Raw genomic sequence first — 26,359 nt, 5'->3', positions numbered from 1 at the left:
ACGTTTGCGGGCTGTTCTTGAAGCGTTATTCACGGGTCGGCAGACAGTCATCGAGTTGACTTGCTTTCCCTACATTCTGAATGCGTCTTTATGATTTTGAATTAGTATTATTGATATCTCATGATCAAATTTGTTACGATTTTTTGATTTCCATTTACGATAGAATATACGGCTATTATAAAGTAATTTTACTAGTTAAGTTTGCCGCTTTTTTTCTTTCATAACAATCTACAAACTGTCTTAGTACGTTGTCATAGGTTTGAAGTTGTTCATTGCCAAACTCATCTATATATTGACTATTCTGCGACTTTATTTCACTTTCATTGTATTGTAATATCAATTTATATATTTCGTCCGTGTTTAATAAATGATCCAAGAAATTAAAGTAGCCATCCTCAAAATTAGCCTTCTTAGTTGAGCCATCATATAAATTTGATGCTTCAGGGGTAAAAGCCATAATCAGATATTTTATTTTTTCCGGATATTGATTAATGATATTTGATACATAGTTCTGAAGCTCTAATGCATCTGTAATATTCCAATTTTGAAATAAATACTGTATTTGACTTACTTTTTGAATACTTTGAAAGAGGGGTAAGTCACCAGCTTCATTAAGAGCACGATTTCTAAGTAATAAACCTAAATTATTATACTCATCGGGAGTGAAAAGCTTTTCGTCATTCTTAAAAGCCCTTCTTAATTCATTATTAATATGATATGCCAAACTAAAACTGTCAGAATCTACCATTATATTTTGTGCAATCTCATACCTTATGGTTAGATCATCAATTTCCAATAATTTGTCAAAAATCAGGACAGATAACCTATTCCTTAATGAAGGACTTTCAATAATTAAACCTGCGTTAGTTTCATTGAACAATTCAGGTACCCTTATCATTGACAAAATTAATTTACTTATTTTATTAAAGTTTAATAATTTAGGCATATGTGACATTTTCATTAAAAACTCATCTATCGAACTTGCAGCAATTAATACTTGTATTTCTTCAATTACTTGTTTGTTGCTTTTATTGTTTAGAGATGTAAAGAACTCAGAAATAGTAATATCAGCAATTTGATTGTCTTCTAAGCAATAAGTAAAATATCTACGGAAATATTCCATAGATGCAACTCGCTTTTCTGTATACCATTCTTTTTTATGAGTAATACCGAGGTGATTATTTTTATCGTAATACTTTTCAACTACTGGAAATAAATGCTTTAACAAAGCTAATATTGCATCTTTAGCTTTGTTATCAGTATTAGGGCTAAGTTCTAATATCTCTTTGGGAAAATCAATTTGATTATTGGCTAATATATTATCTATGTATCTGTAATTAATAAAAGAATTAGAATTATTTTTTACATACTCGTAATGCTCTGGGTAAAATATTTTTAAACCTTCAATTAGCATAAAGTCTATTGTATTTATTTCTCCATACAATATTGGTATGGAAAAAGATAAACTATTTGCATATCTTACAGCTAATCTTGGATTAGCGAGACGAGGAATTATACTTTGTTCAAATATTCTTTCGAATCTTTTTGTTTCATCTTCTGTAATATTTATCTTATTTTTACTTAGGCACTCATACACTTTATTTAAAGTATACTTTCTTAACGCTGAAAGCTTTATTTGGGGTAATCTTATAGGAATTTGAATTATTTTTTCTAGAAAATTATAGCCAGCTTTTAAATCTCCTGTTGTAAACTTTTCTCCAATTGCAGATGCAACCATCTTATCATCAAAAGAAAGTATATATGTAGTTTTCAAAAAATCTGCAGTTAATTTTACCATTTTCATTATCGCGTGTATCTCATTTTTGTCTAATCTGTCAATGTCATCAATGATGACAACAAGTGTATGAGAAGACTCTTTTAAATAATTATTAACGCGCTCTTTAAGTAATTCTACGTCTGTTGTAGATAGAATTTTAAATAAATCGGAGACATCTATTTTACTACTTGGTCCCGCAAAGTATTTAATAATTGTATTTATAATGGGTCCAACAAATTTACTTTTTTCTGCTTTTTTTGATATATTTTCGAATGATGTATAAAGATTTTTATCAAGATTTTTTGTTATAACTTTGAAAAAGCTTACTAATAACTCTTCTTCTCCTTTATATCTCCAAGGGTTGAATCTTATTATTTTGACATTAGTATCATTACTTAGTTCTATAGCTATAAAATTTAATACTGAAGTTTTCCCTTCGCCCCATGCTCCATATAAACCAATTACTTTACATTCTTCACCTTTGTCGTTAAGTATTGTTTTAGCAATTCTTTTAGAAAATTCATAGCGCTGAAATACATCTTGATCTTGTTTTAAAACAGGCTGATCCGCTGAATAAACTGATTTCATAAAATTGAATCAAATTCACTATGTAAGTACCTTTATAATTTTCAACTTACAAAGTAACCTACAACAAAACAAAAAAACCCTCAGAAATGATTTCTGAGGGTTTTTTTGTTTTGTTGTAGGTTGAGGGGGGGTAGACCGGATCAAATCCAAAAGTTGTGGAGCATCTTGGCTTAAGCATATAACTGAGTCAGCCGGTACAGAAAGAACTCGACATTCCGAACCCCACGGAATTGACGCCGAAAGGCTTTGATCTTGGCATTGAAGGACTCGGCTGACGCGTTGGTACTGCGGTGGTCAAAGTAGTTGAGGATAGTTTCGTAATGGTTTTGGATGGAACGAGCAACCGTATTAAACGCTTTAAAACCTGCCTGTCGAACTTTTTCATGCCATTTCGCCAACCGAGCCAAGCCATACAGTTTATCGGTGGTGTGCTCAAAAATATGACTCAGCGACTGGCTCAACTCGTAGGCACTTTTCAGATCAGGATACCGATCAAACAGCAGACTGGCGCGCTCTTGTTGAGTGGGGGTCCAATCAACTGTCTTTTTATAGAGCACATAGCGACTGCGAGCCAAAAGTTGTTTGAGCGTATCGCCATTCGAAAGTAGGAGTGGTTCATAGCTGAGTTGCTGTGCCTTAGCCTGTTCTAGAGCCTCGTTTTCGGCATCCAGCGCCTGCCAGCGGTAGGCAACCCGCATGCTTTGGACGGCCTCCAGGGCTAATTGCTGGACATGAAAACGGTCGGTCACCTGAGTGGCCCGGGGGAAGCATCGTTTGACAATTAAGCCCATACTACCAGCCATGTCCAGCGTGATCTCCGTTACTTTATTCCGCTGTTTTTGTGGCAGTTGTCTCAGTACGTCAATCACCATTTCGGCCTTGGTACCCGCCACAATAGCGACTATACTTCCTTTACCCCCTTTAGCTGCTTTGTTAGTCAGGATCGTATAGAGTTCACCATTCGACAGACTCGTCTCATCGAGCGAGAGATGGGTGCCCAGATTTTGCGGGTAAAGCAGCCAGTCTTTAGCGTGTGGGCGTTGGTCCCAGTTTTTAAATCCACTTTGACACGCCTGGTATTGGCGCAAGAGAGCGCGGCCATCAACTCCATAAAACCGGCCAATGGACTGGATATCAGTCGGGTTGGTATTGACTGATATCTTTTAAAAAAGCGGAAAACTCACTTGTCATCCGCGTTCCTTCGGCTACTTGTGTCCAGTCTCGATAAACGACTTTTCCGGTTTTGGTATGGAGCCAGCGACGGCGTTTGATGTGGAGAAAGACCTGGTGCCCACGAATGGGAAAGTCCTGGACGGTGATGGTGGGAAAAAAGCCTTTGGAAAGTAGGTTTTTCCTCTCTGGGTCCTGCTGATCGGCATTTTTCTCTTCGATGTGCACCTGAAAGACACCCTCAGCCCGGTCGATGGATGTCAATTCAAAATTTTCCAGGATGAACTCAGGTAACAGGAACTGGATGATGGGCAGGAAGCTTTCCAAAACGGGCTGGACTTGGGTGAGGCCACAAACCTAGAAAAATACAAGTTGCTCCACAACTTTTGGAATTGATCCGGTAGACCCCCGACCTACTACTGTAAGTGTGGCCACTTATTGGCTTGTGTAAACCGTAGTGTAAACTGAATAAAAAAAAAGCACTTAACATTTCTGCTAAGTGCTTGATTTTCAGTGGCGGTTCGGACGGGACTCGAACCCGCGACCCCCTGCGTGACAGGCAGGTATTCTAACCAACTGAACTACCGAACCATTTTTGATCTGATTGTTGGTCAGCCGTTGCCGTTGACCTTGATCGTGGCACAAAAGTAGCGTGTTCGTGGACTCAATGCAAGCAGGTGTCTTAAAAAAGTTTATTGTCAGAGCCTTTCCCGAAGCCCAATGGTTGTAAATCAGTGGCTTTAGGGCCTAAAAAATTTTACGCCACTGTGATGGTTCTGTGAATTCAGGCTATCTGATTTGGAATTGCTGATGGCAGAGGGTAATTTTCCAAAGTAACCTAACCCCGTCAGTAAGCTATGCTTTCGTCAGAGTCCTATATAGAACTAGTTAATCGGGGGTATAGCCGGGCACAGCAGCATGGCAACCGTCCGTATCCCGTGGCCTCTTATGAAATCTTCATGCTCGACCAGGCTCAACACCGTGCTAAACGCAAGGAAGCCGCCGTTTTTCAGGCATTAAGCGATATTTTCGACTGGAAGTTGCCCCGTCAGCAGCGTAATGGTTATCTGAAGAAGCTGGGAACTGGCTCGACGCTCGTTTTGACCGACCAGACGAAGACCATTCTATGGACCAGTAACAGCTTTCTGGCTATGACCGGGTTTACGCGTGCCGAGTCTATCGGACGTACGCCGGGTATATTGCAGGGACCCGGTACTGATCGAGCTACGTTATTGACCGTTCGGGATTCGATACGGCATGGCTCCCCGATCAAAGCCGATCTGTTGAATTACCGTAAAAATGGCGAGTCGTATCTATGCCGCGTCAGTATCGACCCGCTTTTTAGCCACCAGGGCGAGCTTACCCATTTTCTGGCGGTGGAGAACGAAGTACGGTAAGACTTGTTTTACGGCTTCCTGCCCAGTTAGCCAACTCGTAGTCAACGTACGCGACAGGAAGCCGCACAGGATCTAGTCCGTACTTTCTTCTTCGCTCAATTCATTCGCATCATCGGGCGTCATCTTCTCGGCGTCGTTGGCCTGTAAGCCAGCGAGCGTTTCCCGACGGGTTACTTCGCTGATGTCCGTGTCGGCTGGATTATTCTGGTTGGGGCTATCGAGGTCGATTTCACTAATCTGGGCGGGGGCGTTTGTCTGTTCGTTCATATCGTTGATGTTTTGTTGTCCTCTTAAAACAGGGTGCTATGGGCAACTGTTTGGGGAAAATGCGGTTTTCAAGTTATTCCGAAAACCTTTGGCTCATGGTTTACAGTTATACTCATATCGTATATGAGTATGCAACGTTTTCTTCGTGTCCTTAAATGGGTCTCGCTTACGGCAGTAGTAGCAGCAATTGGAACCGTAATCGCAGCCTGGTTCATCGATTTACGCCAAACGGATCAGGAACTGGCCGATGAATTTCGGGGTCAACGCATTCGTCCGATCATTCACCGGTACCGCGTCGGCGATCCGAATGGTGAGTCGGAACCGCGGACGATCCGGTACATGGAAACCAACTCACCGGGTGATTCAGCCTTGCCCGTTGTACTGTTCGTACACGGCGCTCCCAGTTCGCTCTCTTTCTTCAACGAATTTTTTAAAGATACGGCCCTGCTCAACCGGGCCCGGCTGGTAGCTGTTGACCGGCCCGGTTACGGGTATTCTGATTTTGGCTGGGTAGAAACGTCGATTGTACGGCAGGCCAAATTTTTGCAGCCGCTCATCAACCGCTACAAAAAAGCGCCGTTCCTGATGGTCGTTGGTTCATCCTATGGCGGTTCGGTATCGGCGCGGCTGGCCATGAACAACCCTGGTCGGGTCAATCATGTCGTATTTGTCTCGTCGGCCCTGGGGCCTGGTCTGGAGCGTACCTATCCAATCAGTTATTTCGCCGACAGTCCACTAATCCGATGGGGGGTGCCAACTCTGCTGCGGCTGGCCAATGATGAAAAGCTGGCCCACCGGCGGGCGCTGGAGGCCATCCTGCCTGACTGGCCCCGAATTAAAGCGAACATTACGATGCTCCATGGCCAGCGCGATGAGCTGGTTTACCCAACCAATGTCACATTTGCCCAAAAGCAATTGGTCAACGCCCGCGTAAAGCAATTTTTACTACCCGAAAACCGGCATGACATCGTGTTCAACAAGCGCAAATACATGACAGATATTCTGCTCGATATTCTGCATCAACTTCAGATGCGGGAGACGATGAAGGTCAAGTCGATGGTGGAAATGTAAAAAGAAGGAGCAGCAGGAGCGAAGAGCCTGCTCTCTTTTATAACACCAACGCCGGGAACCAGAAGACGCCGTCGCCGAGCCATCGGTAGCGTTCATTCCTGAGGAAGTAAGCGGGGTAGCGCTGAATGCCATAGAGCGTCAGGCTCATCAAGCCCAGCATCAGGGCCGACCGCTGGGCGAAGCGATCGGCGGTTACGAAGCAAAGCGCCAGACCACAACTAAAAATGCCGAAGGTCAGCCAGCGCAGGAGTAGGTCGCAACGGTAATCCCCCCATTCAGTGGCCAGTGAAAAAACCGCTGGTTTATACTGTCCCTCTACCAGCAATTCCCGTTTCTCCATCAGATCGAACAAGATCAGATTCTGGAAAGCAATACCAGTGAACATGAGGGCCTCGGTAAGCTCGACCCCGCTTACGGTAGGGCGTTGTACCCATATGCTCCCCCAGATACCGGCTGCGTAAAGCAGCGCTACCATTGGTTCCTTCAGAAGCAGCGCCGGGTGTCGAGCCGGAAGCCGGAATACCGCGCCTACATAAGCTGCGCACAACCCACCCAGGACCAGCCCGAATTTGACAACGGCGGTGGGCAAAAAGAACGTCAAGCCCAGGGCTACTACCGCTGCCCCGGCCACAACGAGCCAGAGTAAAGAAGCATGTTGGTGATGAAAGCGGTGGCGGGCGGTGGGGGGACGATCGGGGCGCTGCACGTCGAGCAACCGGTCAACGGTGTAAATGATAAACACGACCAGTGCCAGCATGATGGGGGTAGCCCAGTGAACAGGAGCTACGTCGGACAGGCGTGTGGCCATACGATTCGACAAAACAGCTCCCATCACGACGGGAAAACTCAGGTAGTAAACGTTTCGGATTGGTGTAAGCAAAGTTGAGAAGTAACAGATAGTGTCAGATGACTCGCCGGGTTTCTGAAAACCTAACTGAGTTTGGTAGGCTGTGTTTCGACCTGTGTGCAATTGATATGGAAAGGGTCCCGGTAGGTAGGTCTACCGGCATTAGACGAGGTGGTCTGATGGGAAGTCATACAAACCCCCGGATTTTAGCCAAGTTCGGGCGGAGCCAACCACGGCTCAACCTGGCTGACGACCTCAACCGGTTGTCCAACCCGCAGCAGACCACCCGACCCCGGACCGGGCAGTACATTCTGGCCAAACAGGATTTTATGTCTCCACTGGCGATAAGTAGTCAGGGTGTGGAGGGGTTCCCGACCCTTCTGCCCCGTTACGGGATCAATCGTTGTCAGTACACAGCGGGCGCAGGGCTTCACCCCGTAGAAATCCATACCCCCTATTTGAAACTGCTGCCAGGCATCCTCGTCGTACGGGCTGCTGCCGCTGACGACAATGTTGGGCCGGAACCGCAGCATTTCGATGGGCGCGGGCAACCGGCGGTTGAGGTCATCGAGCGAGGCCTGGCCAATGAGCAGGTAGGGGTATCCATCGGCGAAGCTGACCACCGACGCCTGTCCCTGCGCATCACGGCGGTCATAGGCCGGGTCTACTGTCCGGCGGGTGCTGTCGGGCATAAATACCAGCCGGCAGGGGAGGTCCAGCACCTTCGAAAACCATTGGTCGGCTTCTTCACTGACCAGTACAGCCGGCACATTCTCGCTGTCCCAGATCGACACCCGCATCGTATCGCCTACGGCATCCGGCGATAGGGTCAACGGGAGCGTCAACACATCCTCGGGTCGGTTCCGGTGCCAGACCCGTAATGCTGCATATGTGGTCTGTTGGTCGATGGCCACGTCGATGAGGGCCATGTGGGGGTTGGTTCGCTGGGTTATGAAGTTGCCAGAAGGCGTCACAAGCATAAACCGGCGGTCGTACCGAAAGCCTTTCTCATCGACGATCGCTTCGGGTACAGAAATACCACCCAGCGATTTGATCGGGTAAATGCGGAGGTCGGAGAGGATCATCATAAGTTGTGATAGTCGTAAGTCACAAAGTCATAAAAGTCGAAAGTTGTAATAGGCGTTAGTCGACGCGTCAGCCACTTTTGACTTTTACGACTCCTGCGACTTGCGACTTTTTATTAAAAACTCATCCTCGGAATAGGGCTAACGGTTTGTGGGGTGAACTCACCCTGCTCATATTTGAATCGGGCGGCTATGGCAATCATGGCGGCATTGTCGGTACAGTATTCGAAACGGGGGATATAAACGTTCCAGACCAGTTCGGTTCCCAGGGTCGTTAAGGCCGTGCGAAGACCGCTGTTGGCCGATACGCCACCGGCAATGGCAATTTCCCGGATGCCCGTCTCGCGAGCCGCCCGTTTCAATTTCGTCAGCAGCATCTGCACCAATGTATGCTGAATGCTGGCGCAAATATCGGGCAGATGCTGCGCTATGAAATCAGGATTTGCCTTCGTGTTATCCCGCAGGAAATAAAGAATGGCGGTTTTAATGCCGCTGAACGAAAAATTCAGCTCGGGCATATCGCCCATGGGAAATCGGTAGGCCAGTGGATTGCCGTCCCGTGCGTATTTGTCGATGAGCGGGCCGCCGGGGTAGGGCAGACCAAGCAGCTTGGCCGATTTGTCGAAGGCTTCGCCCACGGCGTCGTCCTGCGTCTGACCGATAACGACCATATCGAGTGGCCCGTCTACGCGTATGATCTGCGTATGGCCACCACTAACAGTCAGGCACAGGAACGGGAAGGCAGGTTTGGGGTCTTCAATAAAATGAGCCAGCACATGGGCCTGCATGTGGTTGACTTCGATGAGCGGAATGGCCAGTCCCAGGGCCATTGCTTTGGCAAAAGATGTACCCACCAGCAGGGAGCCCAGCAAACCCGGACCCCGCGTGAAAGCAATGGCCGACAGGTCGGTTTTTGCTACCTTTGCGTCAGACAGAGCCCGCTCAACAACAGGTAGAATGTGCTGCTGATGTGCCCGGGAGGCCAGTTCAGGCACTACGCCCCCGTACTGTTCGTGAATCAACTGGGTGGCAATAACGTTCGATAACATCTGGCCGTCGCTTAGAATAGCTGCCGAGGTTTCGTCGCAGGAGGATTCAATGGCTAAAATAGTCACCGTACCAAAACTAATGAATAAGGAAATCTGTACGGTATATAATGGAACCGGTCACTAAACCGTTCCCTCTCATAGTAGTCTAAATTGCGTTTATTTTTCAGTATATATCGTAATTTAGGCATTTCCGCCCCGGATGCGTCAGTTTTTTTCCATATTTCTCAAAACGCTGCTCTACCTGTTTCTAACGGTAGTCCTGCTCACGTTGGGTGTATTGCTGGGTCTGCAGATTCCAGTGGTACAAACGCGTATTGCGCAGGAAGTAGCCAAACGAGTATCGGATAAACTGCTTTTTCCGGTCAGTATCGACGGGGTGTCTATTAAATGGTTCGATTCGGTAACGCTCGAAGGGGTGCGGATTCAGGACCGGGAAGGACGACCGATGATTACCGTCGGGCGGCTCGACGCTGATTATGATCTGCGCAATCTGATCGACTCGTCGGCCCATAATCTGCACCTCGACGAGGTCGTACTGTATCGGCCCGACGTGCAGATGATAAAAAATCCGAAAACAGGCGATACGAACCTCGATGAGTTCATTGCCCGGATCGAGGAGCTAACGTCCAACCCGAACAAGCCCAGTGTGCCGAACCAGAATGTTCCGTTCACCGTAGCGCGTGTGACGCTGGCCGAAGGCTCCTATACGCTCGAAGACCCACGAGAGCCCCGCCTGTATGCAAAGGGTACAAAAGTTCGCAACAGTTTCGATTACAACCATTTTACCCTCCAGAACCTCAATGCCAGTGTTACGAACCTGCTTATTTTGGGCGATACCATTGCGCTAAACATCAAGGGTTTGTCGGGTGTAGACCGTGACTCCCGGCTCAAAATCAGGCAGCTGGATACCGACTTTCTCTACTGTGCCACTAAAATGGAAATGGCGAAGCTGTATGCCCATATCGGCAACTCGGTCATACGCCACCAACTGACATTTTTCTACGACCGCCCGTCGGCCTTCAGTGATTTCAACAGCCGCGTGGTGATGCGGGGGATATTCCGCGACAGCGAAGTGCGTTCGAAAGACCTCGGCTTCTTTTCGGACTACCTGCGCGGCCTGAACGAAACCTGGCTGTTGAGCGGCATCTTTACCGGTACGGTCGAGGACTTCCGGCTCCGGAACACCGATCTGCGCTTTGGCAACAATGGCCGCAGCCGACTGGTGGGGGATATGGCCTGGAAGGGCTTGCCCGATATCGACAGAACAACGGTTGCGTTCGCCTTTTCGCCTTCACTCGTGAACATGGCCGATATCAGGCAGTACTATCCCGATACCTCGTTTAACCATACCATTCAGAAGCTGGGCACCGTAGGATTCGATGCTACCTTCACAGGTGCTTTCGATGATTTCAAAACCAAAGGAACCTTCCGCACGGCCATTGGTACGGTTACGGGCGACCTGGTACTAAAACTCGCCGACCAGTCCGACCAGACGACTTACGCAGCCAACCTGCGGGGTGAAAATCTTGACCTTGGCCAGTTGATCGATCGGCCCGACCAGTTCGGTAAACTCGATGGTGAGGGGCGTATCGTGGGGCGGGGGACCGATCTGGCGCGGGCCAGTGTCGACGTCGACGGGCGGCTTGGGCGTTTTGGCTGGCAGGGGTACGATTACCGGGGAATAGCCCTTGAAGGTAATTTGCAGAAAGCTTTTTTTCATGGACAGCTGGAGCTTCGTGACCCTAACCTGGCGTTTGCGCTCGATGGTGAGTTCGACCTGCGCGGACCACGCAATCGTTTCGACCTGCGGGGGGCCGTACAACATGCCGATCTGCGGGCACTCGGTTATCTGGACGACTCCCTGGCTGTTCGTACCCGTCTGGATGTTCAGCTGGAAGGCAACAAGCTTGACGACATTGTTGGTAACGCGCACTTCAGCAATACTACGCTGAGACTGAACGGCCGCGACCTGCTCATCGACACGTTGTCGGTCGTATCGTCGATCGAAGGGCGTACCGGATCGCCATTACAGCCCGATTCGATCGGGACGCAGCGCTATTTTAACCTCGATTCCGATTTTCTGACCGCCCGGTTGCAGGGTAATTTCCAGCCCCAGCGATCCATCGACGATCTGACCCGGCTGGCGAAAGAATACCAGCTTTTCTTTGCCGGTAATGCCGCCGGGATGAAAGGGTATTACGACCGTAAACGGCGGCAATCGAACACCACGGCTCAGCGCTACGGGGTCGATTATCAATTTATTGCCAAAGAGATCAGTCCGTTGATGGCGTTCCTGGACCCCTCGGTCTATATCGCCCCCCGAACCCGGATGGAAGGTCGGTTTACTGCCGACAATACCCAGTTCCTGACGGCTACGGTCAAAACAGATTCCATGCGTTTTGGTAAGATCGGCTTTGGCCCTACCGATCTGGACCTGACCACCTCCAAGCTGACCTATGGCGAAGATGTGCTGGCGTCGGCTGTGCTTACCTCCCAGCGGCAGGTGCTGAACTCGCTCGTGCCGACGCGCAATTTGCAGGCAGAAGCGTTCTGGGATGTAGATCATATCTCGTTTACGAGCAGTATCGAACAGGCTGACAGCCCCAACCATGCCGACCTCAACGGCGAACTTCGGTTCAAAGGCGACGCCATCGATCTGACCTTCCGCCGGTCGGACCTGCGGGTACTGGATGGCGACTGGGTACTAAATCCGCAGAGCCTGATCCGAAAAGTAGGCGACCAGTACACCATCCGAAACCTGTCGGTACTGAATCAGGATCAGGTCATACTGGCATCGGGTAAGCTCTCGCCCGACTCGGTAGAGCGTCTGAATCTGGAGGCCCGTAATTTCCTGCTCGAGTCGCTCAATCCGGTGCTGAAAACCACCCTTGGCGGCACGCTGAACGGCAAACTGTCGGTGCGCGATGTCTACCAGACGCCTATTATCGAGAGTGAGCTACTGGTTCGGAACCTGTCGTACCAGAATACATTGATTGGCGACGTACGGGGCCGGGGCGAATGGGATCAGACAACGCAGCAAGTCAACGTCAATGCCAACGTCAACCGGAATGGATCGGATATTCTGACCCTGAAAGGTAATTACGTACCCCAGCGCAAAGGGAACCCGCTGGCGCTAAACGCCATTGTCGACAATGCCGAACTGAATACGCTGGAGCCGTTCACGAAAGGGCTGTTCTCCAACCTGGGTGGTACGGCTACCGGCACGGTGGCCATATCCGGGACGCCTTCTGCCCCTATTCTCATCGGTGAAGTGGCGGTGCGTGGCGGTCGTGGGCGGTTCGATTACCTGAAAGCCGACTTTACGTTCGAGGATAAGGTCTACTTTGGCGAAAACGAGATCATCACCCGGCGGTTGACACTGCGCGACCCTGAGGGGAACACGGCGCAATTACGCGGGGGTGTTTACCACGATGGATTTCGGTACTTCACGATGGGCTTCGATGCCGATTTTAAGAATTTCCGGATCATGAATACGGTGGCCAAAGACAATGAGCTATTTTATGGGCAGGCTGTCGTAACCGGTAAAGCTGAACTGTATGGTCCGATCAACAACCTGATCATCCGTGCCAATGTGGCTAGTAACAAAGGCACCAGGATATATATCCCGCTCGATGGGGCTACGTCTGTAGCTGCCGACGACCAGATTCGGTTCGTTAGCCGCAACAGTCGGCCAGTTGGCCAGTCGGCTGCTGGGCGTAACGCTGCCGACCCTGATGCGAAACCGCTGGGTTCTGAAATCGATCTGTCCCGGATTCAGATGGATTTTAACTTCGATATTACACCGGATGCCTACTGCGAAATCCAGCTGGACCGCCAGACAGGCGATATCATCAAAGCGTACGGGCAGGGGCGGCTAGGTATGAAAGTCGACACGAAAGGCGACTTCTCCATGACCGGTAATTACGAGATTCAGAAAGGGGACTACACCTTCACCTTCCAAAACATCATCAACAAGCGATTTCAGATACAGCCCAACAGCCGCATCACCTGGACCGGCGACCCGTATGGTGCCCTGCTGGATGTAACGGCTGCCTATACCCAATACACATCCCTGGCTCCGCTGGTGGCCAATGCCAACACGCCGACAACGACAACCCGTAGTGCCGATCAGACGCGCCGGTATCCCGTAGATCTGCTGATCAAACTCAACGGCGATTTAGGATCGCCTACGATCAGTTACGATCTGGACGTGAAAGAGTACCCAGCCTCGTCTGATTTCCGGCAGGCTGTAACGGCCTTCGAAGCCAGACTTCAGAGTAACGAGCAGGAGTTGACCCGGCAGGTGAGCAGCGTGTTGCTGTTCAACCAACTCCTGCCGGAGGGTACGAGTCTGTTCGATCAGGGGCAGGTGAATACGGGCGTAGCCAACAGTGTGAGCGAACTGCTGTCGAACCAGATCAGTCGTCTGGCGTCCAACCTGAACGAGAATCTGGACATTGGCGTCTCCATTGGTGGCTTCACATCGGGTATAACGCAGAATGAAAATCTGCTTAACAACCTCCAGCTACGGTTCTCGTACCGGCTGCTGAACGACCGTCTCCGTATCAGCCGCGACGGGGGGTTCACCTATGGGCAGAGTCAGACCAATGCTGCCAGCCTGCTTGGGGAGTGGACACTGGAGTACTTCATCACCCCCGACGGTCGGCTTCGGGCGAAGGTGTATAACCGTAACCAGCAAAGCGTGCTGAGCCAGAATAGCCTGAACAGTACTATCTCGACGGGTGGCGGGCTGAGTTTCCTTTACACGCGTTCCTTCAATCATATCTTCGGCAGCAAACGGAATGCCCCCGGTCTAATGCCCGTACCACCAACGGATCAGCCAGCGCCAACGCCTGTTTCTCCCGTCACAACATTTATGGGTGCCGGCCGTGCAGAGTTGCAGCGCTAATCCCTCTGGTACGCAAAAGCGGTGGGCGAGGGATAAATAAACCCAATTTCTTCTTTTATCGACAGGGGTTTGTTCTACCTGCCAGCATGCGGTCGCGTCGGCCTGCTGATCGTCGGTTAAATAGCGGACGATCGGACTGCATGGTGAGAATTGAGCGGCTTTCCCCTTCCAGCTATACACGCTTCCTATTCCTGCATGAAACGTCTCCTTTGCTTATTCCTGTTGCTGGGCATGCACGTGGCTCCGCTCCTTGCCCAGCGCACGTTCACGAACCCCGTCAAATCCTCCGGGCCAGACCCGTGGGTGTTCCAGAAAGAGGGCTGGTATTATTACATGAATACTACCGGCCGTAATCTGACGCTTTGGAAAACCCGCAACATGGCTGATCTGGCCACGGCTGAAAGCAAGGTTATTTACACTCCCCCCGCCGGGCAGCCCTATTCCAGAGATTTGTGGGCACCCGAAATTCATTCCTTCAACGACAAGTGGTACATCTATTTTTCTGCCGACTCGCTCAACAATCTGGGCCACCGGGTGTGGGTGATCGAAAATTCGTCGGCTGATCCTATGCAGGGCGAATGGACGATAAAAGGGAAAATTGGGGATACCGCCGACCATTGGGAGATCGATATGTCGGTTGTTGACCTCAACGGCCAGCTCTATGCCGCCTGGTCAGGGTGGGAGGGTACTGCCAATGGACGGCAGGACATTTTTATCGCCAAACTCAAAAATCCGTGGACGATCGATGGCGACCGGGTCAAAATTTCACAACCCGAACTTCCCTGGGAAATGCATGGCGATGTGCCGCAGGACTGGCAGAAAAATGGTGAGGTGCCCAAGGTTTATGTTAATGAAGGCCCGGAATTTTTAACCCATGACGGCAGGGTATTCCTTGTATACTCGGCCAACGCCTGCTGGCTCGATTACTGCATGGGTCTGCTCACCTACACCGGCACCGGCGAACTGACCGACCCGAAAAACTGGGCCAAGAGCCCGCTGCCCGTGTTTGTGCAGGCCCCCGAAAATGGCGTTTGGGCACCCGGTCATGGCGGTTTTTTCCGGTCGGCCGACAGCAAGCAGGACTGGATGATCTACCACGCCAACCCCTCGGCTACGGATGGCTGTGGCAACAAGCGGGCTCCCCATATCCAGCCGTTCACCTGGAACGCCGATGGCAGCCCTAACTTTGGTAAGCCCGCCCCTAAAACACCTATGCCGGTGCCGGGCGAGTAAATCATACCCCTACATCGTTTAGTTACTGGACAAACCCCGAACTCAAATGCATAAACTCGTTCTTCCAGCAGTCGTAGCTGCCCTGGTTAGCCTCAACAGTTGTGGACCTACTAACAAAACCGAACAAAAAGCGACCGACTCCCTTGCTGTTGCCACAGGCGACACGACGGCGATGCCCTCCGCCAAATTTCCGGACCCGGCTTCGTTTGGTAGCGATGTGAACGGCAAAAAGGCGACCCTCTTCGTTCTCAAAAATAAAGACATGCAGGTGGGTATTACCAATTATGGTGCCCGCATTGTTGGGATACTGGTACCCGACAAGACCGGGAAACAAACCGATGTGGCACCGGGTTTTTCGACCGTAAGCGCCTACCAGAAAGCGGCAGAACCCTTCTTTGGCCCCATCGTCGGGCGCTTTGGCAACCGGATCGCCAACGGTAAGTTTACGCTCGATGGCAAGACTTACCAGACCGAGCTGAATAACAACGGTAACACGCTTCATAGTGGACCGGGTGGTTTCCACAGTCATGTCTGGGATACCCAACAGACAGGTGATAAAACCCTTGAACTGACCTATGTATCGAAAGAGGGGGAAGGCGGTTTCCCTGGTACGGTGACGACAACGGTGACGTACACGCTCACCGACGATAACGGGCTAAAGATCGATTATTCGGCTACTACCGACAAAGCCACGCCCTACAACCCAACGAGTCACGGCTTTTTCAACCTGAATGGTGAAGCCAGCGGTACCGTAAATAATCATGTTTTGATGATCGACGCCGACCGGTATTCTGTCGTGGATAAAGGTCTTATCCCGCAGGGCGAACCCGTGTCGGTGGCCGGAACGCCATTCGATTTTCGGACTCCAAAGGCCGTTGGTGCCCGTCTGGACGAGAAGAATGAGCAGCTTACGTTTGGGGGAGGGTATGACCACAACTGGGTGCTGAACAAAAAAGGTACGGGCCTGGCCAAAGTAGTCGAGATCACCGGCGACAAGTCGGGAATCAAGATGGACGTGCTGACGACGGAGCCTGCGATGCAGTTCTACGGAGGTAACTTTTTCAAGGGAGCCGATACCGGCAAGTATGGCAAGCCAATCAACTACCGCGAAGCCTTTGCCCTCGAAGCCCAGCACTACCCCGACTCGCCGAATCACCCTACCTATCCGACCACGATTCTGAAGCCCGGTCAGACATACAAACAAACGACGGAGTATCGGTTCTCGGTCGTTAAATGATTTTTCGTTGACACGATAACTGTTCTGACAGGATTGACAGGATCAACAGGATGATTGCTTTAAAACACAATCCTGTTAATTCTGTCAATCCTGTCAGAAAAAAACTAATCCCAAGACCCAATTACTCCACAGTTTGTCTTTACTGTATAAACACAACTCCTTACCCCTAACTGGCCATTTATGAAACGACTTTCGTTTTTAGTACTTCTATTGATTTCTACCCTCGCGGTAGCCCAGCCTACGGGCACACCCACTGGCCTGCCGCGCTGGTCGGCGGCAAAAGCGAATGCCTGGTACGCTAAAGAACCTTTTCTGGTTGGAGCCAATTACGCACCTGCCAACGCCATCAATGAACTGGAGATGTTCCAGGCCGAAAGTTTCGACCCCGCCACCATTGATAAAGAACTGGCTCTGGCTGAAAGTATTGGCATGAACACCATGCGTGTATTTCTGCATGACCTGCTATGGCAGGACCCGCAGGGGTTTACGAAGCGGCTGGATCAGTTTCTGGGCATCTGTGCCAAACATAAGATACGTCCCATGCTGGTACTGTTCGATTCGTGCTGGGACCCATACCCAAAGCTGGGCAAGCAGCGGGAGCCTGTGCCGGGCATTCACAATTCAGGTTGGGTGCAGAGCCCCGGTGCCGACGCTCTTTCCGATGTGTCGCAATATCCCCGCCTGGAAGCCTATGTGAAAGGCGTAGTGGGTGCGTTCAAGAATGATAAACGTATTCTGGCGTGGGACACCTGGAACGAACCGGATAACTGCAATGACAACAATTACGGCAAAAACGAGAAGAAGGTAGAACTCGAAAACGCCCGGAAAGTGGCGATTATTACGAACCTGTTGCCGCAGGTGTTTCAGTGGTGTCGTGTGGCCGGGGCAACCCAGCCGCTAACGTCGGGCCCCTGGATTCTTTGGGATGGTCACGACTGGAGCAATCCGGCCAAGTGGACGCCCATGGAAAAGGTGCAGTTCGAAAATTCTGACATCATCACGTTCCACCAGTACTCGACGGCCGACGCGCTAACGAAGCTCGTTCCTGTTTTACAGCAGATGGGTCGTCCGGTGATCTGCACCGAGTACATGGCGCGTGGTGTCGACAGTAAGTTTCAAACTCACCTGCCTATTGCCAAAAAAGCAAAAATTGGCATGATCAACTGGGGCTTCGTTGCAGGTAAGACTCAAACGTTCCTGCCCTGGGACAGCTGGCAGAAACCCTACGTGAATGGCCGCGAACCCTCCATCTGGTTCCACGAAGTATTCAAGCAGGACAACACCCCCTACGACCCCGCCGAGACAGCTGCCATCAAGCAGGCTACGGGGAAGTAAAAGAATCTAAAGCGTATTTAGAAGCCCTGCCAGTGGTTGTAGACCCTGGTAGTGGCTGAGTAGCATCATAATCTGCTCGCTCAGCCACTACCAGGGTCTACGACCACGGGCAGGGCTAATTCGTTTGTTTGACTGTTTGCTACGGCCCCGTTGTATCAGGCGGTGTTATCTGATCGGGGGCGGGGGCAACGGGAATAAAAGTAGAGTCTCCTTCGACACTGGTCGAGTCCGATTCTTCGGTTGGTTCTTCGTCGCCCGAATACCCACAGTTCAGGTATTCTTTCGTGATAGGAATCGTGGGTTTGGGGAATGGCCCCTGAAGATTCCTGAATTTTGGATCGGCGTAGACCTTCTCCAGAAAACCCCCAACCAGGGGTAGCGCTGTTTTGGCCCCTTCGCCCAGATCGGTCGAGCGGAAGTGGATGCTGCGGTCGTCGCCACCCACCCAGGCACCAACCACCAGGTTGTTCGACAGGCCAACGAACCAGCCGTCCGAGTTGTTGGATGTAGTGCCGGTCTTGGCCCCCATCTCATTCCGGTTTTTGAACAGGTTGTAAGACCAAAGTCCCTGCGATGTGCCACCCGACTCCTGCAAGCCGCCCTGTAGCATATACCGCATCAGGAACGCGGTTTCTTCGCTGATGGCCCGCCGTTTCTTCGGCGTGAACGTTTCGATAACCGTACCGTCACGGTCTTCGATGCGCTGAACAATGAGGGGCTCAATAGCCTCTCCATCGTTGATAAAGGTGCAGTAAGCGCCTACTAACTCGTAAAGGGACACGTCTGAGGAACCTAAGCCAATGGAAGGCACGGCATCAAGCTTACTTTTTATCCCCATGCGGTGAGCATATTCGGCAACGCGTTCGGGCCCTACATCGTCGGTTAGCTTAGCCGTAATGGAGTTGACCGATCGAGCCATGGCCCGGCGCAGCGTCATGTTCGAGTAGCTGTAATAGCCTGTCGAGTTGCGGGGTTCCCAGATTTTGTCTTCGCCGTTCTCCCGGTATTCTTTCCGGAAGGGACGATCCTGAATCCGGTCGCAGGGACTCAGGTTGATGATCGTATCATCGATAGCAGCGGTGTAGACAAACGGCTTGAACGTAGAGCCGGGCTGACGGCGTCCCTGCTTCACGTGGTCATACTTGAAATAATCGTAATCCAGTCCGCCAACCCATGCCCGAATGTAGCCCGTGTGCGGGTCCATGGCGACCATACCCGATTGCAGAAAGTGCTTGTAATAAGCAATTGAGTCATAGGGGGTCATCTCGGTCGAATCGTAGCCGCGCTTGTTAGCCCAGGTAAATACCCGCATTTTGTACTTCACATTCTTCATGTAGTACATGATCGAGTCCGGGTACATATCTTTAAAGCGTCGGCTAAGCGATTTGTATCGCTGGGTACGTCGGGCAACCGAGTCGATGAAACCCGGCAATTCTTCGCCATTCTCGTCGGTCCAGGGGTTCCGGCCGCGCCAGTGGTTATCGAATGTTTGCTGTAACCGTTTCATCTTCTCGCTCGTGGCCTGTTCAGCGTAGGTCTGCATGCGCGAGTCGATAGTGGTATAAATGCGCAGGCCACTGGTGTAGAGGTCGAACCCGTTTTCTTCACCCCACTTCTCGACGTAGTCCTGTACAACGTTTTTCAGGTAACTGGCCGGACCGGAGTAGGGGTTTTCGGGCGTAAAATCCGTTACCAGCGGCAATGCGCTGATGGAGTCGGCCTGGGATTTGGTCAGGTAGTCATATTTAGCCATTTGGCTGATAACCACGTTCCGGCGTTCCTCGGATCGTTTGGGGTTCCGAAGCGGGTTATAGTTTGTCGTTGCTTTTTGCAGACCCACCAGAACCGCGCCTTCCTGAATATTGAGGCTGTCGGGCTCTTTATTGAAGAACGTCCGGGCGGCTGTTTTCAGACCAAAGGCATTACTGCCGAAGTCGACCGTATTGAAATAATACGTGATAATTTCCTGCTTGGTGAAATTCCGTTCGATTTTGAGGGCCATCAGCCACTCTTTCGACTTGTAAACGATTTTCCGAACGAAGGGAATCCGGCTCAGGAAACCCGTATTTGCCTGTCGGCGCGTTTTGAAGAGGTTTTTAGCGAACTGCTGCGTGATGGTCGAGCCACCTCCCTCACGACCCAGGCTAAGAACGGCCCGGCCAATAGCGCGCGGGTCGATACCGCCATGTTCGTAAAAACGAACGTCCTCCGTGGCAATCAGCGCATCGATGAGCGGCTTTGGAATATTCTCGAACTTGATAGGTGTACGGTTTTCGGCATAGAACTTGCCGATCATAATGCCATCCTGAGAGTATATTTCGGAGGCCTGGTTTAGCTTGGGATTGCGTAACTCCTCGACCGTGGGCATGGCCCCTGTCAGGTAGAGGAAATTATAATTAAGGATAAAAACATAGATGCCCAGCAGCAAGGCACCAATCAGGGTTCCTCTAATGCCGTTTTTCAGGTATGGATAATACCAGGCGTCAGGGTCTATGTACTGGTGGAAAAACGAACGCAACTGATTGCGGTAACGATGGTAGGTGGCTGTCCACGAGTTCATTCGTTCTTCGCCTGCTACCCGGGCTGTTTGCCGGTATATATGTCGGCCAACTCCGCGTCTGACATTGCCGAACTGCGCCTGACGTTTTCGAATCCGTTGTCGGAACGTGCCAAAAGCATGTCGGACGTCGCGGAATCGCTTCCTGTATTCACTCATGCGATATAATCGAAGAAAATCCTGATCGCTCCGAACGGTGTTTCGCTCCGAGCAGTTAACCCAATCCTAAGCGGTGGCCGGGCTTCAAATATAACGCATTTTCGACCGATCTGATACACTAAAGCCGGGCCGCTCAGGCAACCCGGCTGATTTTGACAGCGTTAACGTGATCGTTGATCAGTCCCTTAAGCGACTTAGTGAGTTTATGGTATACCGGCTGAGTGACGTAGGGGCTGATCAACGCAGGGGCTACTTCTTCTGGAACGTCATCGCTACCCCGTTCATGCAGTACCGAAGGCCGGTTGGTTTGGGGCCGTCGTCGAAAACGTGCCCCAGGTGACCGCCACACACGTTACACGAAATTTCGGTGCGTGCCATCCCATAGCTCACATCACGGTCTTCTTTAACCGCGTTTTTGGCTATAGGGGCATAAAAACTGGGCCAGCCGGTTCCCGAATCAAATTTGGTGTCGGATAAGAAAAGGGGATTACGACAGCCAGCGCAAAGAAACGTACCATGCTCGTGGATATCGTTTAGCGGGCTGGAGCCTGCCCGTTCGGTGCCGTGGTCCCGTAAGACCGCATACTGGTCAGGTGTCAGAACCTTCTTCCACTCGGTGTTGGTTTTGACTACCCGTCGACCGCCCGGCGGGGTATCGTCGACTATCCGTTTCGAGGTGGAAGCCGTCTGATCCGAAGCGCTGGACTGGCAGGCATTCATCGCCACCATACCCGATAATAACCAGGCAGGCAGCAGCAAAAACAGAGCGTATCTCATAAGTTTATTGTTGATTGATTTATGTACGAAGATGAACGGGCGGGCAGTAGTCCGATCGTAGCTACCTGACCCAATACGGAACAGCACAGTTAAATTGAGATACAGCTGTATCCGTGCAGGTGTTCAGGAGATAAACAATTAAAAAAGGGGAGCCGTTCAGACACCGGTTGGTGTCATTGCCAGCAGTGTGGAAAGGGTTGGTGTGGGGCTTCCGCCACGCTTTTCCACCGTTACTGCAAACGCATCGGCGCGGGCTATGGGGCGATTCAAGCGTTGTACCAGCTGATTTTGCGTGTTTACCTCAAACACCCCCGCATCGATGGGCTTTCCATCAACCAGCGACCAGAGCTGGTATTGCTGATCGGGCGGCAGGGCGGGTAGCGACTGAACCTCAAGGGCCACCTGCCGGGTGCGGGCATTCCAGTAAACAAGGATATCGCCTTGTGGCGCTTTCTCATTACCCCGCAGCTCAAGGGTACGGGTACCAGGCTGACGCAGTAAAGCCAGTGTTTGATCTGCTTGTGATTGATGATCCCGTAACTGTCGAACCTCTGCCTGTAGCGAGTTGTTGACCGTACGAAGCGAGGCCATTGTATTCTGATTCGTGCGTAGCTGCGAAAGCAGAAAGAAAGAGAAGATAAGGACCAGCAGGCCTACTGATGCGGCCACGATCCAGGTTGTACGGTAAGTAGGGCCTGACTCCCGATCCACCGGCATGGGCCGAACGATGGTTTTATGATCTGGCTCGTTGAATTCGAGGTGCTCCATCAACCGTGTTTTAAGGGCTACGGGTGGTTCGAGGCTATGAAGAAGCGCGTAATTCTCAAGGGCTTTCGATAAATCGTCAAGTTCATTCCGGACTTCCGGATAAATAGCTGACAGACACTCGACCTCACGTTTTTCCTGATCGCTGACCGCGCCCATGACGTAAGACTCCAAAATGCCGGAAGCTATGTACTCCGTTACGTTCATGATTTAAATAGTTGCTTAAGTTCCTGCAAGGCGGCCCGGATTCGGGTCTTCACCGTACCGAGGGGTAAATTCAACTCTTCGGCGGCTTCCTCATGCGTGTAACCGGCAAAATAAACCAGATCGATTAATTGCTTACGTTCGGGTCGTAGTTGGCTTACAATATCCTGAACGCCAATGTGATCAGGATTAGGCTGCTGCGTATTATGCTGCCGGTCGATGATATGTACGTTGTCTTCGTCCGTTCGGATTGCACTGGATGGTTGAGCCTTGCGGGCCCGTAATGCATCGATGGCTGTGTTGCGGGCTACGTTGAGCATCCACGTGAATAATCTGCCCTTGGTGGCATCGTATGCATCGAGGTTCTTCCAGATTTTAACAAAGATATCCTGAAGGACATCCTGCGCCTGCTCCTCGTCACGTACAATACGTAAAACGACCCCGTATAGAGCGGGCGAATACTGGTCGTAGAGCCATTGGAAAGCTTGCTGATCCCGCCGGTTGAGCTTCTCGATCAGAACACTTTCGGAGACTAAGGATGACTGGCGTTTCACGCAGAGGGGGTTAATTGGACCAAATATAGCAGAAATTCAAAAGAACGAGTCAGTGATATGCGATCTCGTTCATCTTTAGTATATCTGCCGTATACTTATGGAAATGAAAGGCAGGGCCAGCCTGATAAACTACCGGTGGGCTCTGCATCCACTTCTTAGCTGCTCGCTTCCTGGCTACCTCTATTTCCCTCTTGCTGTACCGGCCAGGAGCGAACTTGACATTACCGGCGTGGTGGCTTCGTCGTCGTATTCTTGCCACTGCTGGTATCCGACGCGCTGCCAACGCCCGTAGGGGCCGTCGTTACGTTATTGCTGTTGGTATTGGTCGTGTTGCTGTTGTTAATCGATGTCCCGTCACTCGACGAGCTTTGGCGGTATTTGCTGTCTTCTCCGGCAGCCGCGTTGGTTGTTCGGTTGGCCCGCTTTGTCATACGATTGTTCTTGCGTGTTCCTTTCTGGGCAGGTAGCGAATCGGTAACGATGGCTCCCTGCGAAGACGCTGGAGACGTAGCCGTACCCGCCGGGGTCGACTGGGCATACCCCGTATAGCTGACCAGCGCTAAGCTGGCTATTGCCAGTGAAAGGGTTGATTTGTAGTTCATAACGTCGTTCGAAATTTTAACCGAGAATAGTCCTATTCCTCAACTCGTGTCTACCTAAAAAGTTTGTCGATGGCTGTATTCTTTCGGGGAAGGGGTAGATTTGTTCTTTCGTCAATAAACCACTTTTCCCCTTTATGCAGTCCATTCTTCCGCTACCCACCCAACCCGTAAAGCCGGGTACCAGCACGGGTCAGCAGTTCTGGCCCTCCGACACATCGGCCGGAACCCACAAAACGATCGATTCATTCTCTCCGGCCGACGGCCAGCTTATTGCCCGTGTTCATGTGTCGACACGATCCGATTATGACCGCGTTGTTGAAACGGCTCAGTCGGCTTTTGCCGACTGGCGGCTCGTTCCGGCTCCGCGCCGGGGTGAAATTGTCCGGCAGATGGGTGAACAGTTCCGGCGTTACAAACGCGAGCTGGGAACGCTGGTAAGCTACGAGATGGGGAAATCGCTTCAGGAAGGATTGGGAGAAGTGCAGGAAATCATTGACATCTGCGATTTTGCTGTGGGGCAGTCCCGGCAGTTGTATGGGCTGTCGATGCACTCCGAACGACCCGCTCACCGGATGATGGAGCAGTATCACCCGCTGGGCATTGTCGGGATTATTTCGGCCTTCAACTTTCCGGTAGCCGTCTGGTCCTGGAACGCCATGCTGGCCTGGGTATGCGGGGATGTGTGCGTGTGGAAACCATCCGAAAAAACGCCCCTGACAGCGCTGGCCTGCCAGCAGATCATTACCGAAGTACTCCGTAACAACGACGTGCCCGAAGGCGTATCCTGTATCGTTACCGGCGGCCGCGACGTGGGCGAATGGCTGGCGCGTGACCCGCGCGTGGCCCTTGTCTCCGCTACAGGAAGCACTAAAATGGGGAAAGCCGTTGCCGAAGCTGTTGCCGGTCGGCTGGGCCGGAGTTTACTCGAACTGGGCGGCAATAATGCTATTATCGTATCGGAACATGCCGATCTGGACCTGGCTATTCCAGCCATCGTATTTGGCGCCGTGGGTACGGCCGGGCAGCGCTGCACCACCACCCGCCGGATTATTGTGCAGGAGCGTGTGTATGACGACGTAAAGGAGCGGCTTAAAAAAGCTTATGCCCAACTCCGTATCGGCAATCCGCTGGACGAGTCTTTTCATGTTGGTCCGGTTATCGACCGGCAGGCCGTTAGCGCCTACCAGGCTACCATTGCCGAGATCCGGGAGTCGGGTGGGCGGTTCGTGGTGGAGCCGGGACTGGTTGAGGGGCTGGGTTTCGAGTCGGGTTGCTACGTGAAGCCGTGCATTGCCGAAGCGGAGAACAGCTGGCCGGCGGTGCAGCGCGAGACGTTTGCCCCGATTCTTTATATGTTGAAATTTACCACGCTGGACGACGCTATTGCCCAGCAGAACGGCGTACCACAGGGACTGTCGTCGGCTATTTTCACACTGAACATGCGCGAAGCTGAGCGGTTCCTGGCCGTGTCCGGCTCCGACTGCGGTATTGCCAACGTCAACATCGGCACATCGGGTGCCGAAATTGGTGGCGCGTTCGGGGGCGAAAAAGAAACGGGTGGTGGCCGCGAATCGGGCTCCGACGCCTGGAAAGCCTACATGCGCCGACAAACCAACACCATCAACTACGGCACCACCATGCCCCTCGCGCAAGGGATTACGTTTGAATTGTAGGCGTTAAAGTAGTCGTAAGTCATAGAAGTCGTAAGTCGTAGAAGTCGTAAGGGCCCAAGGCAACTCACTTACGACTTCTTCGACTTCCGACCCTTACGACTACTACGACTTACGACTATTACGACTTATCAACTACCGATTTCCCCTCTCCCGTAAGAACATAGCGTATGTTCATGGTTGGAAACTTACTGGCTATCTCGGCCAATGACTCGCTGCTGAGGTAAGTTTTATTACCGATATGCCGGTAGAATTTTTCCCGGCTATACCCTAATTCCTTTGCTAATCGGTAGACCGACATGTCCTGTGCGGCCAGGGCCTCTTTGAGCCATTTTCCCTGAATGTTGCTTTTTTTCTCTCGTCTTCCAGCCATAAAACCCGGATTTTTTAGCTGAAACAAAGATAAAAAATATAGGTATTATTTGTTGTATATACGTATTGTTAGTAGTATATTTAATGCATGGAAATAGCCAAAAGAACCGTCAAAAAACACGTTGATTTGGGGCAAATTCTGGTTAGCGGACCGCTGCTTCTGCCCCAACCCTGCATCTATTATTTGATTGATGCCGAGGATAAAGTCGTCTTCGTTGGACAGACCCTGAACCTCCAGTCGCGCTTGCTGGAACACCGGATTGCGGGGCTGACCTTTGTCCGGTTTCGTTTTTTTACCTGCGACGTTGCTGATCTCGACCGCCTGGAGCAGGAGGCCATGGCCCGGTGCCATCCCGGGCTCAGCAAAGCCCGGCCCTGTGAAGTTCCGCTATCCAAATCGACGTCGGGGCTGTTGAGTAAGCAGCTAATTTGTCTGAAACACAATATTACGCCCCTTGCTTTCGACCGGCTTCGGGAGGCTTTCGGCTTGCAGCCAGCGGGGTCGTTCGGTCAGGCCCGCTTCTACAAACCGGGCGATGTAGACGCCTGGCTCCGGCGATTCAAAGAACTGGTTGTGTCGGGGCGGCATGTGTTGCAGGCCAAGCCAACTTATCTGGCCGTAGGGATAAGCAGCCGGACCAGGCAAATCCAGCTTTTTACCAAGTGAGGAGTCAGAAACACCTTAGTAGGGACTTTCTACGGTACGAGGTTTTCTGTCACTCGGCCTGACAGCC

21 protein-coding genes and 1 tRNA gene are annotated in these 26,359 nt (G+C 51.2%); 8 read left to right on the top strand and 14 right to left on the bottom strand.

Annotation, left to right across the window (positions count from 1 at the left end; all coding sequences use genetic code 11):
• Positions 1-175 precede the first annotated feature (175 nt).
• The 4 genes from FH603_RS23570 to FH603_RS23555 all read right to left on the bottom strand — a co-directional run bounded on the left by FH603_RS23570 (position 176) and on the right by FH603_RS23555 (position 4,126).
• Positions 176-2,365: a KAP family P-loop NTPase fold protein gene (locus FH603_RS23570; RefSeq protein ID WP_186740817.1), complete on the bottom strand. Its 2,190-nt coding sequence runs from the start codon at positions 2,363-2,365 to the stop codon at positions 176-178.
• Positions 2,366-2,535: 170 nt separating this feature from the next.
• Positions 2,536-3,489, bottom strand: a complete 954-nt coding sequence (locus FH603_RS23565; RefSeq protein WP_186740822.1) for an ISAon1 family transposase — start codon at positions 3,487-3,489, stop codon at positions 2,536-2,538.
• Between the two features lie 10 nt (positions 3,490-3,499).
• Positions 3,500-3,862: an ISAon1 family transposase N-terminal region protein gene (locus FH603_RS23560; RefSeq protein ID WP_186740815.1), complete on the bottom strand. Its 363-nt coding sequence runs from the start codon at positions 3,860-3,862 to the stop codon at positions 3,500-3,502.
• A gap of 187 nt (positions 3,863-4,049) precedes the next feature.
• Positions 4,050-4,126, bottom strand: a tRNA-Asp gene (locus tag FH603_RS23555).
• Positions 4,127-4,392: 266 nt separating this feature from the next.
• Between FH603_RS23555 and FH603_RS23550 the strand changes: the two genes are divergently transcribed.
• Complete coding sequence (locus FH603_RS23550) at positions 4,393-4,932, top strand: PAS domain-containing protein (protein WP_186740813.1); 540 nt, start codon at positions 4,393-4,395, stop codon at positions 4,930-4,932.
• Positions 4,933-5,004: 72 nt separating this feature from the next.
• Here FH603_RS23550 and FH603_RS23545 read toward each other — a convergent pair whose 3' ends face one another.
• Positions 5,005-5,199 carry a hypothetical protein gene (locus FH603_RS23545; RefSeq protein WP_186740811.1) on the bottom strand — a complete coding sequence of 65 codons (195 nt, stop codon included), beginning with the start codon at positions 5,197-5,199 and terminating at the stop codon, positions 5,005-5,007.
• Between the two features lie 129 nt (positions 5,200-5,328).
• Between FH603_RS23545 and FH603_RS23540 the strand changes: the two genes are divergently transcribed.
• Positions 5,329-6,270 carry an alpha/beta fold hydrolase gene (locus tag FH603_RS23540; RefSeq protein ID WP_186740809.1) on the top strand — a complete coding sequence of 314 codons (942 nt, stop codon included), beginning with the start codon at positions 5,329-5,331 and terminating at the stop codon, positions 6,268-6,270.
• Positions 6,271-6,307: 37 nt separating this feature from the next.
• On the opposite strand, the gene FH603_RS23535 is transcribed toward FH603_RS23540, so the two are convergent.
• From FH603_RS23535 to tsaD, 3 genes are all read right to left on the bottom strand, one after another.
• A complete protein-coding gene (locus tag FH603_RS23535) occupies positions 6,308-7,150 on the bottom strand; it encodes a hypothetical protein (protein ID WP_186740807.1) in 843 nt (280 codons plus the stop codon).
• Positions 7,151-7,323: 173 nt separating this feature from the next.
• Positions 7,324-8,202, bottom strand: a complete 879-nt coding sequence (locus FH603_RS23530; protein WP_186740819.1) for an MOSC domain-containing protein — start codon at positions 8,200-8,202, stop codon at positions 7,324-7,326.
• Positions 8,203-8,318: 116 nt separating this feature from the next.
• A complete protein-coding gene (gene tsaD, locus FH603_RS23525) occupies positions 8,319-9,317 on the bottom strand; it encodes a tRNA (adenosine(37)-N6)-threonylcarbamoyltransferase complex transferase subunit TsaD (protein WP_186740805.1) in 999 nt (332 codons plus the stop codon).
• A gap of 133 nt (positions 9,318-9,450) precedes the next feature.
• Between tsaD and FH603_RS23520 the strand changes: the two genes are divergently transcribed.
• The 4 genes from FH603_RS23520 (at position 9,451) to FH603_RS23505 (ending at position 17,965) form a co-directional block, all read left to right on the top strand.
• A complete protein-coding gene (locus FH603_RS23520; RefSeq protein ID WP_186740802.1) occupies positions 9,451-14,160 on the top strand; it encodes a translocation/assembly module TamB domain-containing protein in 4,710 nt (1,569 codons plus the stop codon).
• A gap of 195 nt (positions 14,161-14,355) precedes the next feature.
• A complete protein-coding gene (locus FH603_RS23515; protein WP_186740793.1) occupies positions 14,356-15,393 on the top strand; it encodes a glycoside hydrolase family 43 protein in 1,038 nt (345 codons plus the stop codon).
• A gap of 46 nt (positions 15,394-15,439) precedes the next feature.
• Positions 15,440-16,630 carry an aldose epimerase family protein gene (locus FH603_RS23510; RefSeq protein WP_186740791.1) on the top strand — a complete coding sequence of 397 codons (1,191 nt, stop codon included), beginning with the start codon at positions 15,440-15,442 and terminating at the stop codon, positions 16,628-16,630.
• A gap of 180 nt (positions 16,631-16,810) precedes the next feature.
• Entirely contained in the window at positions 16,811-17,965 is a 1,155-nt protein-coding gene (locus tag FH603_RS23505; protein WP_186740789.1) for a glycoside hydrolase 5 family protein, read from the top strand.
• A 139-nt stretch (positions 17,966-18,104) separates the two neighbouring features.
• On the opposite strand, the gene FH603_RS23500 is transcribed toward FH603_RS23505, so the two are convergent.
• From FH603_RS23500 to FH603_RS23480, 5 genes are all read right to left on the bottom strand, one after another.
• Positions 18,105-20,681: a penicillin-binding protein 1A gene (locus FH603_RS23500; RefSeq protein WP_186740787.1), complete on the bottom strand. Its 2,577-nt coding sequence runs from the start codon at positions 20,679-20,681 to the stop codon at positions 18,105-18,107.
• A 249-nt stretch (positions 20,682-20,930) separates the two neighbouring features.
• Complete coding sequence (msrB, locus tag FH603_RS23495) at positions 20,931-21,458, bottom strand: peptide-methionine (R)-S-oxide reductase MsrB (RefSeq protein ID WP_186740777.1); 528 nt, start codon at positions 21,456-21,458, stop codon at positions 20,931-20,933.
• Positions 21,459-21,614: 156 nt separating this feature from the next.
• On the bottom strand, positions 21,615-22,430 hold the full coding sequence (locus FH603_RS23490; protein WP_186740775.1) for an anti-sigma factor: 816 nt from the start codon (positions 22,428-22,430) through the stop codon (positions 21,615-21,617).
• Positions 22,427-22,981, bottom strand: a complete 555-nt coding sequence (locus FH603_RS23485; protein WP_186740773.1) for an RNA polymerase sigma factor — start codon at positions 22,979-22,981, stop codon at positions 22,427-22,429. The genes FH603_RS23490 and FH603_RS23485 overlap by 4 nt, the downstream gene beginning before the upstream one ends.
• 221 nt (positions 22,982-23,202) lie before the next feature.
• Positions 23,203-23,583: a hypothetical protein gene (locus FH603_RS23480; protein WP_186740771.1), complete on the bottom strand. Its 381-nt coding sequence runs from the start codon at positions 23,581-23,583 to the stop codon at positions 23,203-23,205.
• Between the two features lie 134 nt (positions 23,584-23,717).
• On the opposite strand from FH603_RS23480, the gene amaB reads away from it, so the two are divergent.
• Positions 23,718-25,256, top strand: coding sequence for an L-piperidine-6-carboxylate dehydrogenase (gene amaB, locus FH603_RS23475; protein WP_186740769.1), 1,539 nt, complete (start codon positions 23,718-23,720; stop codon positions 25,254-25,256).
• 118 nt (positions 25,257-25,374) lie between these two features.
• Here the strand turns inward: amaB and FH603_RS23470 are convergent, their stop codons facing one another.
• Positions 25,375-25,626 (bottom strand): helix-turn-helix domain-containing protein, encoded by a 252-nt coding sequence (locus FH603_RS23470; protein WP_186740767.1) that lies wholly within the window; start codon positions 25,624-25,626, stop codon positions 25,375-25,377.
• 87 nt (positions 25,627-25,713) lie between these two features.
• Here FH603_RS23470 and FH603_RS23465 point away from each other — a divergent pair, with 87 nt between their 5' ends.
• The gene (locus FH603_RS23465) at positions 25,714-26,292 is read left to right on the top strand and encodes a GIY-YIG nuclease family protein (RefSeq protein ID WP_186740765.1); all 579 of its coding nucleotides are present in this window, start codon (positions 25,714-25,716) and stop codon (positions 26,290-26,292) included.
• Positions 26,293-26,359 lie beyond the last annotated feature (67 nt).

Origin of the sequence: Spirosoma utsteinense, from assembly GCF_014282275.1 — a bacterium.
GTDB classification, from domain to species: domain Bacteria; phylum Bacteroidota; class Bacteroidia; order Cytophagales; family Spirosomataceae; genus Spirosoma; species Spirosoma utsteinense.
Note: the sequence above shows the minus strand (reverse complement) of the source record. Positions and strands in the feature narration are given on the sequence as shown.

Excerpts from the sequence above, each read along its gene's own strand:
- FH603_RS23570 (WP_186740817.1), bottom strand. The coding sequence starts at position 2,365 with ATGAAATCAGTTTATTCAGCGGATCAGCCTGTTTTAAAACAAGATCAA.
- FH603_RS23550 (WP_186740813.1), top strand. The coding sequence starts at position 4,393 with ATGCTTTCGTCAGAGTCCTATATAGAACTAGTTAATCGGGGGTATAGC.
- FH603_RS23545 (WP_186740811.1), bottom strand. The coding sequence starts at position 5,199 with ATGAACGAACAGACAAACGCCCCCGCCCAGATTAGTGAAATCGACCTC.
- FH603_RS23540 (WP_186740809.1), top strand. The coding sequence starts at position 5,329 with ATGCAACGTTTTCTTCGTGTCCTTAAATGGGTCTCGCTTACGGCAGTA.
- FH603_RS23530 (WP_186740819.1), bottom strand. The coding sequence starts at position 8,202 with ATGATCCTCTCCGACCTCCGCATTTACCCGATCAAATCGCTGGGTGGT.
- FH603_RS23520 (WP_186740802.1), top strand. The coding sequence starts at position 9,451 with ATGCGTCAGTTTTTTTCCATATTTCTCAAAACGCTGCTCTACCTGTTT.
- FH603_RS23515 (WP_186740793.1), top strand. The coding sequence starts at position 14,356 with ATGAAACGTCTCCTTTGCTTATTCCTGTTGCTGGGCATGCACGTGGCT.
- FH603_RS23510 (WP_186740791.1), top strand. The coding sequence starts at position 15,440 with ATGCATAAACTCGTTCTTCCAGCAGTCGTAGCTGCCCTGGTTAGCCTC.
- FH603_RS23505 (WP_186740789.1), top strand. The coding sequence starts at position 16,811 with ATGAAACGACTTTCGTTTTTAGTACTTCTATTGATTTCTACCCTCGCG.
- FH603_RS23500 (WP_186740787.1), bottom strand. The coding sequence starts at position 20,681 with ATGAGTGAATACAGGAAGCGATTCCGCGACGTCCGACATGCTTTTGGC.
- msrB (WP_186740777.1), bottom strand. The coding sequence starts at position 21,458 with ATGAGATACGCTCTGTTTTTGCTGCTGCCTGCCTGGTTATTATCGGGT.
- FH603_RS23490 (WP_186740775.1), bottom strand. The coding sequence starts at position 22,430 with ATGAACGTAACGGAGTACATAGCTTCCGGCATTTTGGAGTCTTACGTC.
- FH603_RS23480 (WP_186740771.1), bottom strand. The coding sequence starts at position 23,583 with ATGAACTACAAATCAACCCTTTCACTGGCAATAGCCAGCTTAGCGCTG.
- amaB (WP_186740769.1), top strand. The coding sequence starts at position 23,718 with ATGCAGTCCATTCTTCCGCTACCCACCCAACCCGTAAAGCCGGGTACC.
- FH603_RS23470 (WP_186740767.1), bottom strand. The coding sequence starts at position 25,626 with ATGGCTGGAAGACGAGAGAAAAAAAGCAACATTCAGGGAAAATGGCTC.
- FH603_RS23465 (WP_186740765.1), top strand. The coding sequence starts at position 25,714 with ATGGAAATAGCCAAAAGAACCGTCAAAAAACACGTTGATTTGGGGCAA.